Genomic DNA, 12,643 nt, shown 5'->3' with positions numbered 1-12,643 from the left:
TCTAAACGGCATCTATATTTGAAGTATCTAAAATAAAGCAAGTCATACAACTGCTCGCGGTGCATATCGACGTCCATCGTGTGCTAGAAAACACAAACCCCGGCAAATGGCTTGCCGGGGTTTGTTCGATAGATGCGATGATGAGCTCGGCTCACATCACTCGAAAGCGCCGTGGCAGTGCTTGTACTTCTTGCCGGAGCCGCATGGGCAAGCCTCGTTGCGGCTGACCTTACCCCATGTGCGCGGGTCGGCCGGATCGCGTTCGGCAGCAGGCACATTGCGTTCGTCATGCTGATGGTCGGACCAGCTCGCTTCGTCGAAATCGTTTTCGCCGGTGGTGCTGTCGATATGACGGCCGGTCATCGGCGGCAGTTCCGGTTCCGGCGGTGCTTCGCGAACGATCTCGACGCGCATCAGCTGCGAGATAACGACTTCGCGCAGGTTGGCAAGCATCGACTGGAACAGTTCGAACGCTTCGGTCTTGTATTCGTTCAGCGGATCGCGCTGAGCGTAACCGCGGAAACCGACGACCGAACGCAGATGGTCGAGATTGACCAGATGCTCACGCCAGAGATTGTCCAGCGACTGCATGATCACGGACTTTTCAACGTAAGTCATGATCTGCGGGCCGAAGCGTTCGGCCTTCTCGGCAGCAGCCTTGTCCGCGGCTTCCTTGATGCGGTTCTCGAACTCTTCTTCCGCGATGCCTTCTTCCTTGGCCCAATCCTCGACCGGCAGGTCGAGATTGAGCTTGGAGATGATGTCTTCCTTGAGGCCGGCAATATCCCACTTTTCCGCATAGGCGTCCTTGGGGATGCGCAGTGCGACCATGTCCTCGATGACCTCATGGCGCATTTCGCCAACGGTCTCGGTCAGGTCCTCTTCGTCCATCATTTCCAGACGCTGTTCGAAGATCACCTTGCGTTGATCGTTCATGACATCGTCGTATTTCAGAAGGTTCTTGCGGATTTCGAAGTTGCGGGCTTCGACCTTCTTCTGCGCCTTTTCAAGCGCCTTGTTGATCCACGGATGGACGATGGCTTCGTCTTCCTTGAGGCCGAGCTTCTGCAGCATGCTGTCCATGCGGTCGGAACCGAAAATGCGCATCAGATCGTCCTGCAACGACAGGAAGAACTTCGAACGGCCCGGATCGCCCTGACGGCCCGAACGACCGCGCAGCTGGTTGTCGATGCGACGGCTTTCGTGGCGCTCGGTGGCGAGAACGTAAAGTCCGCCTGCGGCCAGAGCCTTTTCCTTCAGCTGTGCAATGTCAGCCTTGATTTCCGCGATCTTGGCATCGCGCTCGGGACCTTCCGGTATATCGGAAAGTTCCTGACGAACGCGCATTTCCAGGTTGCCGCCAAGCTGAATGTCGGTACCACGACCAGCCATGTTGGTGGCGATGGTGACGGTTCCGGGCACACCGGCCTGTGCGATGATATAGGCTTCCTGCTCGTGGTAGCGAGCGTTCAGAACCTGGAATTCCTTGATACCTTCCTTGCGAAGGCGTTCGGCCAGCTGTTCTGATTTTTCGATCGAGGTCGTGCCGACGAGGATCGGCTGGCCCTTCTCGTGCGAGGCGCGGATATCGCGCACGATGGCGCGGTATTTTTCCTCGACGGAACGATAGACTTCGTCGTCTTCGTCGATGCGCTGGACCGGCAGATTGGTCGGAATCTCGAGCACTTCGAGGCCATAAATATTGCCGAATTCTTCCGCTTCCGTCGCAGCCGTACCGGTCATGCCCGACAGCTTGTTGTACATGCGGAAGTAGTTCTGGAAGGTGATCGAAGCCAGCGTCTGATTTTCCGGCTGGATGGTCACATGTTCCTTGGCTTCCAGCGCCTGGTGCAGGCCTTCCGAATAACGGCGGCCTGGCATCATGCGGCCGGTGAATTCGTCGATGATGACGATTTCGTCATTGCGGACGATATAATCCTTGTCGCGCTGAAAGAGCTTGTGCGCGCGAAGCGCATTGTTCAGGTGGTGCACGACCGCAACATTCTCGATGTCGTAGAGGCTTTCACCCTTGAGATGGCCTGCGGCTTCCAGAAGCTGCTCAACCTTCTCTGTGCCGACTTCGGTGAAGATTGCCGTCTTCTGTTTCTCGTCGATTTCAAAATCTTCCGGCTCAAGGGCTGGAATGAAGGTGTCGATGAGATTGTAGAAGTCCGAACGGTCTTCCAGCGGGCCGGAAATGATGAGCGGCGTGCGCGCTTCGTCGATGAGGATCGAGTCCACTTCATCGACGATGGCGTAATTGTGCGGGCGCTGCACCATCTGGGCGCGCTCATATTTCATGTTGTCGCGCAGATAGTCGAAGCCCAGCTCGTTGTTGGTGCCGTAGGTGATGTCGCAGGCATAGGCCGCACGGCGCTCATCGTCGTCGAGACCGTGCTTGATGACACCGACGGTCAGGCCGAGGAAGTTATAGAGCTTGCCCATGGTTTCGGCGTCGCGGGTGGCGAGGTAGTCGTTGACCGTCACCACGTGTACGCCCTTGCCCTCAAGCGCATTGAGGTAGACCGGTAGGGTCGCCATCAGCGTCTTGCCTTCACCGGTGCGCATTTCCGCGATGCCGCGTTCGTGCAGAACCATGCCGCCGATCAGCTGCACGTCGAACGGGCGCATACCGAGTACGCGCTTCGCAGCTTCACGTGCCGTAGCGAAAGCGTCGGGCAGAAGAGAGTCGAGCGTCTTGCCTTCAGCCAGCGCCGCACGAAATTCGGCGGTCTTGGCCTGCAATTGCTCATCGGTAAGATTTTCGTAATTCTTCTCGATAGCAGTAATTTGATTTGCCCGCTGGCGCAGGGTTTTAACGCGGCGGTCATTGGATGAACCGAATATCTTGCGGGCGAAACCGCCAAAGCTGACCATCACTGGTCCTTTCCTGTCCGTTCAGCCGGAAGCGCTTCCGGCAATGTCGAATGCTTTATTCACGCGTATTGAAACAATTGCAAGAAAACTGCGCTGCGAAAGCTGCCCGTTACGGCGCATTTCCGGCGCAATTCCCCCGCCCCTTACTGGACGTAAAGCCGAAGGACAGATAAGAGGGGCTTCGGGCGATGTCAACGTTGCTCCAGTGTGGTGGATTTGAAGTTCCTGTCATTTGCATGGCATCTGCGTTCATGAACTTCAAATCTGTAAACCGCACTCGATTCTATATATTGCTGGTGTGGCTTTGAATCCGAAATTCGTTAGCAACACTGTTCCAAAGTGATGCGAATTTCGGATTCGCCACATCGTGGGCTGGAAAACCTTTCCTTTGTTGCAATATTGGGGAGATCCGGGCCAAATTCCGCCGCATTCATCGGGCCGGTAAGCGGCCACGAAGGAGAGAATTCCATATGAAAGCCATTCTGAAAGCCCCTTATCGCAAGGCTCTCGCTGTCGTCGGCATGTCTCTGGCGGCCTCGGTGGCGCTGGCAAGCTACTCAGGCGCCGCATTCGCACAGGATGCTGGAAAGCCTGCTGCCGCACCGGCTGCAGCCCCTGCAGAAAAGGAAGATCCGTCCAAGGTTCTGGCGACCGTCAACGGCAACGACATCACAGTCGGTGAAGTCGATCAGGCTGCAGGCGATCTCGATCCGCAGTTCTCGCGCCTTCCTGCAGAGCAGCGCCGTCTGGCTGCGCTTGCCGCCCTGATCGACATCAAGGCAATGGCTGGTGAAGCGGAAAAGGAAAAGCTCGATCAGTCCCAGGAATTCAAGGATCGCATGGAATTCCTGCGTGAACGCGCGCTCCATAACGAATATTTCAAGGACGCCGTTGTCGATAAGATCAGCGATGATGATGTACGTGCGCGCTACGACAAGGAAATCGCAGCCATGCCGCCGCAGGTGGAAGTGCGCGCTCGTCACATCCTCGTGAAGACCAAGGAAGAAGCCGAAGCCATCATCAAAAAGCTTGAAGGCGGCGCCAAGTTCGAGGACCTCGCCAAGGAGAGCTCAACTGACGGCACTGCAGCCAATGGTGGCGATCTCGGCTACTTCGCCGAAGGCCAGATGGTGCCGGAGTTCGAAAAAGCCGCCTTTGCGCTCAAGCCGGGTGAATACACCAAGGAGCCGGTCCAGACCCAGTTTGGCTTCCATGTGATCCAGCTCGAAGATCGTCGCACCAAGCAGCCACCGGCATTCGATCAGGTCAAGGACCAGATCCGTTCGATCATCATGCGCGAGCGTTATGTCGAAACCGTCAAGAAGCTGCGTGACGGCATGAAGATTGACTACAAGGATCCGGCTGTCGAGAAAGCCATGAAGGATGCAGCCGCAGCGCAGGAAGGTGCGGACAAGGATGACGCGCCGGAAGAAGCTGCTCCACAGCAGTAAAAACTGGTTTCAAATATCAACGCCCCGGCTTGCCGGGGCGTTTTTTATTCCGATCTTGCGTTTCCCGCTTGATTTTAAACCGCAAACCTTTCCAATGCGCGCGTCATATTTTGAATCCGAAATTCGCGTAACGCCGTTTGCTGGGCATCACGATTTTCGGGTTTCTACGAAACCGCATCCATCGAGGCACATATGTCCGCGTCTGTTTCTCCGCTCGCTCCCAAACACTACCCCACAATGCCGGTCGTCCATGGCGTGCGCATCGCCACCGCTGCTGCCGGGATCAAGTATAAGGGGCGAACGGATGTGATGTTGATGGTGTTCGACCGACCGGCTGAAGCCGCAGGTGTCTTTACACGTTCGCTCTGTCCATCGGCGCCAGTCGATTTTTGCCGCCGCAATCTCGTGTACGGAAAGGCCCGCGCGGTCGTCGTCAATTCCGGCAACGCCAATGCCTTTACCGGCGTCAAGGGGCGTGAAGCGACGGAAGCAACGGCTGAAGCTGCCGCCAAGGCGGTCGGGTGCGCCACAACGGATGTCTTTCTGGCGTCAACGGGCGTGATCGGCGAACCGCTCGATGCAAGCAAGTTCGCGCATCTGCTTGGCGACATGAACAAGGATGCGGTCGAGGATTTCTGGACCGAAGCCGCCAAGGCGATCATGACCACGGATACCTATCCGAAGGTTGCGACCGAAACGGTGCTGCTCGGTCAGGTACCGGTCACGATCAACGGTATCGCCAAGGGTGCTGGCATGATCGCGCCGGATATGGCGACAATGCTTTCCTTCGTCGTCACTGATGCACCGATCAAGGCTGACGTGTTGCAGAGCCTGCTCTCCAAGGGCGTTGGCTCGACCTTCAATGCTGTGACGGTAGACAGCGACACTTCTACATCGGACACGCTAATGCTGTTCGCCACTGGTGCGGCGGCAGAGCGCGGTGCACCTGAAATCACTGATCCTGCCGACAAGCGCCTTGGCGAATTCAAGAAGGCGCTCGGCCGCCTCCTGAAATCGCTGGCGCTGCAGGTCGTGCGCGACGGTGAGGGCGCACGCAAGATGGTGGAAGTGGAAGTGACGGGTGCAAAATCTGCAGCTTCTGCCAAGAAGATCGCGCTTTCCATCGCCAATTCGCCGCTGGTCAAGACGGCTGTTGCCGGTGAAGATGCCAATTGGGGCCGCGTGGTCATGGCCGTCGGCAAGGCTGGTGAACCTGCCGATCGTGACCTGCTCGCGATCTGGTTCGGCGATATTCGTGTTGCGCATCAAGGCGAGCGCGATCCGGCCTATTCGGAAGCAGCGACGTCCACCTATATGCAGGGCGAGGATATTCGCATTCGCGTCGATCTGGGGTTAGGCAAGGGCAAGGCAACTGTCTGGACCTGCGACCTCACAAAGGAATATGTCGCCATCAATGGCGATTACAGAAGTTGATCGAAGTAATGGAAAAGCCCAGCACCCCAAGTCTTGCCATCGTTCGCCAGCTTGAAGCCGTCGGCTTCCGTGCCTGGCCTGCCACGTCGGTTCACTATGACGGCACATGGGCGATACGCATGACTGCAGCGCATCCATCCCGGCGTCTCAACTCGATCAATCCGCTCGATCCCGGCGACACGCGCGATATTCCAACACGTGTGGAACTGGCGGCGCAGCGTTTTCGTGCCTATGGCCGTGTTCCCTGTTTCAGGCTTTCGCCGCTCGCACCGCGCGAGCTTGAGGATTATCTCGAAGGGCTTGGCTGGAAGCGCCGGGACGAAACCATCGTGATGACGGCGAATCTCGAGGAACTCGATTTGTCGGACGCCATCGACCAGATACCCCTGAAGGATATTGGGCGCTTCGTGGATGCTTCGCTTTCCATCCATGAAAGACCGGAAGATATGCGGCCCGGATTTTCCGAACTTCTTAATAGCGTTCGCCCGAACAAGGGCATGTTCGTGCTGGAGGAGGGCGGACGCGCCGTATCCAACCTGCTTTGCGTACAGGATGGCGTGATGGCGGGTCTATTCGATGTCGGAACCCTGCGTGACGCAAGGCGCAAGGGGCATGGACATGCGATTGTCGGTTCTGCACTCAAATGGGCCGTAAAGCTCGGTGCAAAGACGGCATGGCTGCAGATCGAGGCGGACAACGTTGCTGGACTTGCTCTTTACGAGAGCTTCGGCTTTCGGGAAGCCTATCGCTATGCCTATCGGGAGAGCAACGAGAAATGACCGAGGTAAAGGGACGCCGCATTCTTCTGGTAGCTGCTTGCGCACTGGTGGATTCGGATGGCCGGGTTCTGCTGACGCAGCGCCCGGAAGGCAAGCAGCTGGCCGGGCTGTGGGAGTTTCCCGGTGGCAAAGTGGAACCGGGCGAAACGCCGGAAGAAACGCTGATCCGCGAATTGCAGGAAGAAGTCGGCATCACGACGAAAGCGGCCTGCCTTGCACCGCTGACTTTTGCGAGCCATACCTATGATGACTTCCACCTGCTGATGCCGCTCTATGTCTGCCGCCGTTATGAAGGTATCGCGCGGGGGCTCGAAGGGCAGGCGCTGAAATGGGTTCGTCCGAAGGATATGCGCGACTATCCGATGCCGCCAGCCGACGAACCGCTGATCCCGTTTCTGCTTGATCTGCTGTAGACCGGCCCCCTGTCCACAACCGTGGAAAAAGGTTGGCAATTTCTTACGATTCCACTGGCTGGTTAATCTATGATTCACTCCGTTGAGGCATTCTCGTTTGGGAGCTGCCCCGGAGTCTTGAAGCATGAGTTTCGACAACAATTATTTTAGCGCTGATCACAACGAATATACGGCCAAGCCGCTAACGAAGGCTGGTCGCGGAATCCTGCGCGTTGTGCTGTTGTTCGGCTCTGCCGTTGTCGCTCTGGCTCTCATCATTGTGCCGGTTCTCAACGATCAGGCAAACAAGGTTGCAGCCCAGTCAGTGCTCCCGGTCGGGATAGACCGCACCATGACCGGCTCGATCAAGCGCGATGCCAGCGCCCAGCCGCATGCAACAGGCCAGACGTATACAGTGCGCAAGAGCGTGCTTCAGCCGAGCCCCAATTCCGTCTGCATCATCGAGACAAACGGCAGCCACCACGGCGACTGTTAGCTGTCTTTCGCAGCCTTTTTTAGCGCTTCTGCCAGCGATGCTTTTGCAGAGCCCGGTTTCAATGGTTTTTGCTGCGATTCATGCGGCGCCCAGCCTGATAGCCAGATGACCGAGAAAGTGGCGCGGATGCGTCCATCCGGATCGGAGAACCGCTCGGCATAGATTTCAGCGGCCCGCAGGAAAAGGCGTTTCGAAACCGGCTTGCGGGAACGGTCACGCAGGATGTTCTGCATGCCCATGGCGCGCAGATCGGCCATCAGATTGAACAGCGAATCGTAGCGCACCGTGATGTTGTCGACGTCGGTTACGGGCAGGGCGAAACCTGCACGTTGCAGAAGGCCGCCCACATCGCGCACGTCCGGGAACGGGAAAATGCGCGGCGAGGCGCCGCCTGTCAGTTCGATTTCCGCCTGAAGAAGACTTTCGCGCAATTCACCGAGTGTTCCACTGCCGCTAAGGGCCGCCAGAAAAAGTCCGTCCGGCTTTAGGGCGCGAGCGATCTGCACCATCGTACCCGGTGTATCATTGGTCGCGTGAAGAGCCATTAGCGACACGATCAGATCGGTGCTGCCAGCTTTCAGCGGCAGCATTTCCTCGTCACCGGCAATAGCCGGGAAAGGACCTCGCAGGAAATCACTGTCGCGTTCGATGCGGACAATCAGGTCGGCTTTGCCAGACTGCGCGATGGCTGCTGCAGCTACGCCGGTATGGCCAGCGAGATCGACGGCGACGGGAAAACGCCGCTCCACAGCGTCAAGGCGGTCGGCGAGATCGTCGGCAATGCGCTGCAACAGGAAATCTGCGCCGGGTTCGGCGCGCGCAAAGGCGCGACGGCGAAACGAGAGCAGGAGATCGCGATCGAAAATCGCGCTATCATCGGTCGGCGCAGGCATGGAATCCGTCTTCTCTTTCGAGCAAGGTTCAGTACAATCGTTGCGGGGATAGATGCATTCGAATGGGGGCGAATGCAATGGCGGATGACGATAGAACGCATCAAACCTTTTTGCGCAGCGCGGGCGAAGGGCTTCGGCGGTTTGCCGGCAGGGCTTTTCGCTCCTCTGCGGACATGTTGTTTCCGCCGACATGTATCGGCTGCCGGGCGCATGTATCCGAACCGGGGACGCTGTGTCCGAAATGCTGGCCGGAGCTACGCTTTATAGAAAAGCCTTATTGCCCCGTGCTGGGCATTCCTTTCAGCCATGATTTCGGCGACAACTTCACGAGTGCTGAGGCGATTGCCGATCCGCCACCTTTCCGGCGTCTCCGGTCCGCCGTCCTGCATCGGGGCGCAGCGCAGCGCATGGCGGTTTCGCTCAAGTTTCACGACCGGACCGATCTGGCCCCGTGGATGGCGCGCTGGATGCAACGCGCGGGTCGCGAATTACTGGATGAATGCGAGGTCATTCTTCCGGTGCCTCTGCATCGCTGGCGGTTCTGGCAGCGGCGTTTCAACCAGTCGGCGGAACTTGCCCGTGCCCTGGCGAAACTGGAATCGAAACCCTTTGCGCCGCAAGGCGTGAAGCGTGTGCGTCGGACCGAACAGCAGATCGGCCTTGGTATCAAGGAGCGAAAGCGCAATGTGGACGGTGCGTTCCGCGTGCCGCAGGAACACGAGATTCATGTGCGCGGGCGACGGGTTCTGCTCATCGATGACGTCTATACGACCGGCGCTACGGTCAAGGCGGTAACGCGGGCATTGCTGCGTGGTGGCGCGAAAAGCGTGGATGTACTGACGTTCAGCCGCGTTCTACCGGATTGAGCCGGATAACCGGCTACACAGGCTCGTGAAAAGCGTCGGGGCTTCCAGATAACGTCTTTGCCGCTTATATAGTGGCCAAAACGATTGGAGTTTATGATGGTTGATGTAACGATCTACACGCGTGTCGGTTGCCCTTATTGCACCCGGGCCAAGGATCTTCTGACCCGCAAGGGCGTTGCGTATAATGAAATCGATGCAGGCGCATCGCCGGAACTGCGCGCCGAAATGCAGCAGCGTTCGGGCCGTAACACCTTCCCGCAGATATTCGTCGGCTCCGTTCATGTCGGTGGATGTGATGATCTTTTCGAGCTGGAAGATCAGGGCAAGCTGGATGGCCTGCTCAAGACTGGCGCACTGGTTTAGAATTCGATCGGACAGGGAGAGGTCGATGAGCATGTTCCGCGCAGCAGCCGTCCAGATGCGGTCTGGCACAGACGTGGCCCGCAATATTGAAGCCATGGAAAAACTGGTCGCGGAAGCGGCGGTCAAAGGTGCGAAATATGTGCAGACGCCGGAAGTGACCGGGATCATGCAGCGTGACCGGCCATTGCTCGCACAGTCATTGCGCGATGAGGCCAACGATCCTGTCATGGCTGCTGCGGCGAAGCTCGCCTCGAAACACGGTATATTCCTTCATATAGGTTCGACCCTGATCAAGGGCGATGACGGAAGATCCTATAATCGCGGCGCGATCTTTGCACCGTCGGGCGAGAAGGTCTCGACCTACGATAAAATCCATATGTTCGATGTCGATCTCGACAATGGTGAGAGCTGGCGCGAATCGGATGCCTGTATTCCGGGCAAGGAAACTGTCGTTGTCGACCTGCCTTTCGCAAAGTTCGGCATGGCTGTCTGTTACGACATCCGCTTTCCGCAATTGTTCCGCGCTCAGGCTCTCGCCGGTGCCAATGTGATTACCGGTCCGGCCGCCTTCACGAAACAGACCGGAGAGGCCCACTGGCACATCTTGCAGCGTGCGCGTGCTATCGAAAATGGTGCATTCCTGATCTCTGCCGCACAGGGCGGTCTGCATGAGGACGGGCGCGAAACCTACGGTCATTCGATCATCGTCTCACCATGGGGCAAGATTCTCGCCGAAGCCGATCACGACGAGCCGGGCATCATCCTGGCTGATATCGACGTGGCGGAAAGTGCTGCTGCACGCGGCAAGATACCGAACCTGAAGAATGCGCGGGAGTTCGATGTCCGGACTTTTTCCGCGAAGCAGAAAGAGGACGCGTAAATTCCATGATCCGCTTTTCGCTTCATTGCGATCAGGGCCATGAATTCGAGGGCTGGTTTCGCGACAATGCTGATTTCGACCGTCAGTCGGAAATGCAGCTTGTCGCTTGCCCCGTGTGCAATTCGCAAGTCGTTCAGAAGTCGCTGATGGCGCCGGCGGTCTCGACAAGCCGTGGCAAGGAAAAGATTGCCATGGCGCTGGGCGATACGCAAAAGCAGATATTGGACGAAATGCGGGAATTGAGCCGCAAGGTTCGCGAGAATGCGGATTATGTCGGCGACAAATTTGCCGAGGAAGCCCGGAAGATCCATTTCGGCGAGACCGAAACACGTGGTATCTACGGCGAAGCGTCGCGCGAGGATGTGCATTCGCTGCTCGAAGACGGTGTCGACGTTCTGCCGTTGCCGGTATTTCCAGAAGACAAGAACTGATTGCCGTACAGGAGACAAGGCGCATGAAACTGACGGATTCTGCGCCTTTTTTGCTGATCGCAACCGGCACCTTGCTGGGCCTCATCCTGCCACTCGGCAAGATCGCTGCGCAGGCTGGTATTCCGCCTGCCATCTGGACCTTTTTGTTCTCGGCGAGTGCCGGAATCATTCTGTTCGCCGTTCTTCTTCTGCAGGGAAAGAAGATCGGCTTTTCAGGCGGAAGACTGCGTTACTATATCTGTACCGCGCTTATCTCCTATGCCGTGCCCAATCTCCTCATTCTTTCCGCCATTCCGCGCCTCGGCGCGGGGTTTACCGGCATCATGTACACGCTGTCGCCGGTCATCACGCTCGTTCTGTCTATGGGGTTCGGGTTGCGGCGTCCCAATGCGCTGGGGATCGGCGGTATCGCTGCCGGGTTTATCGGTGCAGTGATGGTGGCAATGACGCGCGGCGAAGTGGGAAAACCTGCTGATCCATTGTGGATCGCCGCGGCATTGCTCATTCCGGTGTTTCTCGCCATCGGCAATGTCTATCGCACGCTCGACTGGCCGAAGAACTCCGATCCGACCGAACTTGCTGCCGGAAGCCACCTCGCATCGGCGCTGATGCTTTCTGCGGGGATACTCATATTCACCGGTCAGTTTCCGATCGAGACACTTGCATTCGCCCCATGGGCTGCATTGGCCCAGTCGATTGCATCGGCGGGCATGTTTGCCCTGTTCTTCCGGCTACAGGCGGTTGGCGGGCCGGTCTATCTCAGCCAGATCGGTTATGTCGCAGCGGCGCTGGGGCTTATTTCTGGGACGTTATTTCTCGGCGAACATTATCCACCGCTGACCTGGATCGGCGCGCTGGTCATCTGCGCAGGCGTTGTCATGACAACACGCGCGCAAAGAGGTTGACCGTTTCGATCGGATTGAATCAGATCGGCGTTCTAACTGTCTATTTTACGCACATCCCGAAAACCGTTTCACACTTTTCAGGATGTGCTTTGATCAGGCAGGCCGTTCGGCAAGCACCATATAGTTCACATCGGTGTCGCGGGAGCGGCTCCAGCTGTCGGCCAGCGGATTATAGGTCACACCAAGCTTGTCGATGAGGCGCAGGCCGCCTTTCGCAAGTGCAGCTTCCAGTTCTTCCGGGCGAACCAGTTTTTCATACTGATGCGTGCCGCGCGGCAGCCAGCGCAGGACATATTCCGCGCCGATGATCGCCAGACCATAGGCTTTCAGCGTGCGATTGATCGTGGCGACGAACATCAGCCCGTCGGGCTTTACCATTTCGCTGGTGGCGGACATGAACAGGTCGACGTCTGAAACATGCTCGACCACTTCCATATTCAAAACCACGTCGAATTTCTCGCCAGCTTCAGCCAGCGCTTCTGCGGTCGTGGCGCGGTAGTCGACCTCGACGCCGCTTTGCGCAGCATGGATTTTCGCTACTTCGATATTTGTGGTGGAAGCATCCGCCCCGATGACGGTCGCGCCGAGGCGCGCCATCGGCTCGCAGAGAAGCCCGCCGCCGCAGCCGATATCGAGCAGGCGCAGGCCCTCGAAGGGGCGTGGCGCATTGGGATCACGGTTGAATTTGGCGCAGATCTTTTCCTTGATATAGGCAAGCCGCGTCGGATTGAACTTGTGCAAGGGACGGAACTTGCCCTGAGGATTCCACCATTCCGCGGCGATGCGCGAAAAATGCTCGATTTCCGAAGCGTCGATAGTGGTGCGGGCGGTCTCGGTCATTTCATTCTCCAGCGGCGGAAGCGTACAGTTCTGCTC

The 12,643-nt window shown here is 57.6% G+C and carries 13 protein-coding genes; 10 read left to right on the top strand and 3 right to left on the bottom strand.

Annotated features, from left to right (window positions below):
• Nucleotides 1-156: 156 nt before the first annotated feature.
• Nucleotides 157-2,877, bottom strand: coding sequence for a preprotein translocase subunit SecA (gene secA, locus FG152_RS02935; RefSeq protein ID WP_010657508.1), 2,721 nt, complete (start codon nt 2,875-2,877; stop codon nt 157-159).
• 470 nt (nt 2,878-3,347) lie between these two features.
• Between secA and FG152_RS02930 the strand changes: the two genes are divergently transcribed.
• The 5 genes from FG152_RS02930 to FG152_RS02910 all read left to right on the top strand — a co-directional run bounded on the left by FG152_RS02930 (nt 3,348) and on the right by FG152_RS02910 (nt 7,429).
• Nucleotides 3,348-4,328, top strand: coding sequence for a peptidylprolyl isomerase (locus tag FG152_RS02930; RefSeq protein WP_010657506.1), 981 nt, complete (start codon nt 3,348-3,350; stop codon nt 4,326-4,328).
• Between the two features lie 192 nt (nt 4,329-4,520).
• Complete coding sequence (gene argJ, locus FG152_RS02925; protein WP_010657505.1) at nt 4,521-5,762, top strand: bifunctional glutamate N-acetyltransferase/amino-acid acetyltransferase ArgJ; 1,242 nt, start codon at nt 4,521-4,523, stop codon at nt 5,760-5,762.
• Between the two features lie 8 nt (nt 5,763-5,770).
• Nucleotides 5,771-6,541, top strand: coding sequence for a GNAT family N-acetyltransferase (locus FG152_RS02920; protein WP_010657504.1), 771 nt, complete (start codon nt 5,771-5,773; stop codon nt 6,539-6,541).
• The gene (gene mutT, locus FG152_RS02915) at nt 6,538-6,954 is read left to right on the top strand and encodes an 8-oxo-dGTP diphosphatase MutT (RefSeq protein WP_010657503.1); all 417 of its coding nucleotides are present in this window, start codon (nt 6,538-6,540) and stop codon (nt 6,952-6,954) included. The genes FG152_RS02920 and mutT overlap by 4 nt, the downstream gene beginning before the upstream one ends.
• A gap of 124 nt (nt 6,955-7,078) precedes the next feature.
• Nucleotides 7,079-7,429, top strand: coding sequence for a hypothetical protein (locus FG152_RS02910; RefSeq protein WP_010657502.1), 351 nt, complete (start codon nt 7,079-7,081; stop codon nt 7,427-7,429).
• Here FG152_RS02910 and FG152_RS02905 read toward each other — a convergent pair.
• Nucleotides 7,426-8,322 (bottom strand): methyltransferase domain-containing protein, encoded by an 897-nt coding sequence (locus tag FG152_RS02905; protein ID WP_010657501.1) that lies wholly within the window; start codon nt 8,320-8,322, stop codon nt 7,426-7,428. The two genes, FG152_RS02910 and FG152_RS02905, sit on opposite strands and share 4 nt — an antisense overlap.
• A 77-nt stretch (nt 8,323-8,399) precedes the next feature.
• Between FG152_RS02905 and FG152_RS02900 the strand changes: the two genes are divergently transcribed.
• From FG152_RS02900 to FG152_RS02880, 5 genes are all read left to right on the top strand, one after another.
• On the top strand, nt 8,400-9,188 hold the full coding sequence (locus FG152_RS02900) for a ComF family protein (RefSeq protein ID WP_010657500.1): 789 nt from the start codon (nt 8,400-8,402) through the stop codon (nt 9,186-9,188).
• A 96-nt stretch (nt 9,189-9,284) separates the two neighbouring features.
• Nucleotides 9,285-9,551 (top strand): glutaredoxin 3, encoded by a 267-nt coding sequence (grxC, locus tag FG152_RS02895; RefSeq protein ID WP_010657499.1) that lies wholly within the window; start codon nt 9,285-9,287, stop codon nt 9,549-9,551.
• A 25-nt stretch (nt 9,552-9,576) separates the two neighbouring features.
• A complete protein-coding gene (locus tag FG152_RS02890; protein ID WP_010657498.1) occupies nt 9,577-10,431 on the top strand; it encodes a carbon-nitrogen hydrolase family protein in 855 nt (284 codons plus the stop codon).
• Between the two features lie 5 nt (nt 10,432-10,436).
• Nucleotides 10,437-10,862, top strand: a complete 426-nt coding sequence (locus FG152_RS02885; RefSeq protein WP_010657497.1) for a DUF1178 family protein — start codon at nt 10,437-10,439, stop codon at nt 10,860-10,862.
• A 23-nt stretch (nt 10,863-10,885) separates the two neighbouring features.
• Nucleotides 10,886-11,767: a DMT family transporter gene (locus FG152_RS02880; protein WP_010657496.1), complete on the top strand. Its 882-nt coding sequence runs from the start codon at nt 10,886-10,888 to the stop codon at nt 11,765-11,767.
• 93 nt (nt 11,768-11,860) lie between these two features.
• Here FG152_RS02880 and ubiG read toward each other — a convergent pair whose 3' ends face one another.
• Nucleotides 11,861-12,607: a bifunctional 2-polyprenyl-6-hydroxyphenol methylase/3-demethylubiquinol 3-O-methyltransferase UbiG gene (gene ubiG, locus FG152_RS02875; RefSeq protein WP_010657495.1), complete on the bottom strand. Its 747-nt coding sequence runs from the start codon at nt 12,605-12,607 to the stop codon at nt 11,861-11,863.
• Nucleotides 12,608-12,643 lie beyond the last annotated feature (36 nt).

Origin of the sequence: Ochrobactrum sp. XJ1, assembly GCF_024701725.1 — a bacterium.
Taxonomy (GTDB): domain Bacteria; phylum Pseudomonadota; class Alphaproteobacteria; order Rhizobiales; family Rhizobiaceae; genus Brucella; species Brucella anthropi.
The sequence above is the reverse complement of the archived record's forward strand: the minus strand, read 5'-3'. Positions and strand labels throughout refer to the sequence as shown.

Excerpts from the sequence above, each read along its gene's own strand:
- grxC (WP_010657499.1), top strand. The coding sequence starts at position 9,285 with ATGGTTGATGTAACGATCTACACGCGTGTCGGTTGCCCTTATTGCACC.
- FG152_RS02930 (WP_010657506.1), top strand. The coding sequence starts at position 3,348 with ATGAAAGCCATTCTGAAAGCCCCTTATCGCAAGGCTCTCGCTGTCGTC.
- FG152_RS02920 (WP_010657504.1), top strand. The coding sequence starts at position 5,771 with ATGGAAAAGCCCAGCACCCCAAGTCTTGCCATCGTTCGCCAGCTTGAA.
- ubiG (WP_010657495.1), bottom strand. The coding sequence starts at position 12,607 with ATGACCGAGACCGCCCGCACCACTATCGACGCTTCGGAAATCGAGCAT.
- FG152_RS02880 (WP_010657496.1), top strand. The coding sequence starts at position 10,886 with ATGAAACTGACGGATTCTGCGCCTTTTTTGCTGATCGCAACCGGCACC.
- FG152_RS02890 (WP_010657498.1), top strand. The coding sequence starts at position 9,577 with ATGAGCATGTTCCGCGCAGCAGCCGTCCAGATGCGGTCTGGCACAGAC.
- mutT (WP_010657503.1), top strand. The coding sequence starts at position 6,538 with ATGACCGAGGTAAAGGGACGCCGCATTCTTCTGGTAGCTGCTTGCGCA.
- FG152_RS02900 (WP_010657500.1), top strand. The coding sequence starts at position 8,400 with ATGGCGGATGACGATAGAACGCATCAAACCTTTTTGCGCAGCGCGGGC.
- FG152_RS02905 (WP_010657501.1), bottom strand. The coding sequence starts at position 8,322 with ATGCCTGCGCCGACCGATGATAGCGCGATTTTCGATCGCGATCTCCTG.
- secA (WP_010657508.1), bottom strand. The coding sequence starts at position 2,877 with ATGGTCAGCTTTGGCGGTTTCGCCCGCAAGATATTCGGTTCATCCAAT.
- FG152_RS02885 (WP_010657497.1), top strand. The coding sequence starts at position 10,437 with ATGATCCGCTTTTCGCTTCATTGCGATCAGGGCCATGAATTCGAGGGC.
- argJ (WP_010657505.1), top strand. The coding sequence starts at position 4,521 with ATGTCCGCGTCTGTTTCTCCGCTCGCTCCCAAACACTACCCCACAATG.
- FG152_RS02910 (WP_010657502.1), top strand. The coding sequence starts at position 7,079 with ATGAGTTTCGACAACAATTATTTTAGCGCTGATCACAACGAATATACG.